General features: G+C 69.9%; 1 protein-coding gene and 1 pseudogene. One reads left to right on the forward strand and one right to left on the reverse strand.

Translation table 11 applies throughout. From position 1 onward, the window contains the following. Window positions 1-231, forward strand: a pseudogene (locus tag C6N75_RS29790) (threonine synthase); the annotation flags it as partial. A gap of 225 nt (window positions 232-456) precedes the next feature. Here the strand turns inward: C6N75_RS29790 and ychF are convergent. Continuing rightward, entirely contained in the window at window positions 457-1,545 is a 1,089-nt protein-coding gene (gene ychF / locus C6N75_RS29795) for a redox-regulated ATPase YchF (protein ID WP_105871940.1), read from the reverse strand. Window positions 1,546-1,639 lie beyond the last annotated feature (94 nt).

Consider the following 1,639-nt stretch of genomic DNA (forward strand, 5'->3'; position numbering starts at 1 on the left):
CGCCCGCCCCGCGCCCGCCAGATCCTGGCCGCGGTCCGCGCCTCGGGCGGCACGTTCCTCACCGTCACCGACGACCAGATCCGTGCCGCCCAGCGCGACCTGGCCGCCCGCGGCCTCTACGTCGAGCCCACCGGCACCGCCTGCTGGGCCGCCACCCTGGCCACCCCCCGCCCCGGCGCCACCGTCGTCCCCCTCTGCGGCGCGGGCGCGAAGACCGGCCCGGCCACCTGAGCCCGGCGCTCCGGACCGCTCACCAACCCGTGGTCCGGCCCCCACGAGTCGATAGCTCGACCAGCGCAACCGCTCGGAGCCGGACCTGCTGGTCGCGACACCCCACGCGATCTCCCACCCGTCCGACCAGCCATGTCAGACAGTTCAGGGGCCCGCCTCCGGAGAGATGGGCCCCTGATCACCTGCGCGTCCGCCACGTCGACGACGCGGTGTCGTGCGCTCCGGTCACACGTTGAAGCGGAACTCCACCACGTCGCCGTCCTGCATCACGTAGTCCTTGCCCTCCATGCGCGCCTTGCCGGCGGCGCGGGCTTCGGGGACGGAGCCGGTGGCGACGAGGTCGTCGAAGGAGATGACCTCGGCCTTGATGAAGCCCTTCTGGAAGTCGGTGTGGATGACTCCGGCGGCCTCGGGGGCGGTGGCGCCCTTCTTGATGGTCCAGGCGCGGGACTCCTTGGGGCCGGCCGTGAGGTAGGTCTGGAGGCCGAGGGTGTCGAAGCCGACGCGGGCGAGGGTGGCGAGGCCGGGCTCCTCGGCGCCGACGGACTGGAGGAGCTCCATGGCGTCCTCGTCGTCCAGCTCGGCGAGGTCGGCTTCGAGCTTGGCGTTGAGGAAGATCGCCTCGGCGGGGGCGACCAGGGCGCGCTGGGCGTCCTTGAAGGACTCGTCGGTCAGCTCGTCCTCGTCGACGTTGAAGACGTAGAGGAAGGGCTTGGTGGTGAGCAGGTGCAGGTCGTGGAGGAGCTCGGTCTTCTCGGTGCCCTGGAGGTAGCCCTGGGAGAAGAGGGTGTCGCCGCGCTCCAGGATCTCCTTGGCCGCTTCGACGGCCGCGACCTTGGGGGCGATGTCCTTCTTGATCCGCGACTCCTTCTGGAGGCGGGGCAGGACCTTCTCGATGGTCTGGAGGTCGGCGAGGATCAGCTCGGTGTTGATCGTCTCGATGTCGTCCTTGGGCGAGACCTTGCCGTCGACGTGGACGACGTTCTCGTCCTGGAAGGCGCGGATGACCTGGCAGATCGCGTCGGACTCGCGGATGTTGGCGAGGAACTTGTTGCCCAGGCCCTCGCCCTCGGAGGCGCCGCGGACGATGCCGGCGATGTCGACGAAGTCGACGGTGGCGGGGAGCACGCGCTGGGAGGAGAAGATTCCGGCCAGAGTGGTGAGCCGGGGGTCGGGGACGCCGACCACGCCGACGTTCGGCTCGATGGTGGCGAACGGGTAGTTGGCCGCCAGTACGTCGTTCTTGGTCAGGGCGTTGAACAGGGTCGACTTGCCGACGTTCGGCAGGCCGACGATTCCGATCGTGAGCGACACGGTGGCGACTTCCCTCGGAGTGGATAGGTCGGAGTGGATAGGTGTAGTCGACCATTTTACGGGCGGGGGGACGGGGGTCGGGACGCCCGCTGGG

Source organism: Streptomyces solincola (assembly GCF_002982015.1).
In the GTDB taxonomy this organism is placed as follows: Bacteria; Actinomycetota; Actinomycetes; order Streptomycetales; family Streptomycetaceae; genus Streptomyces; species Streptomyces solincola.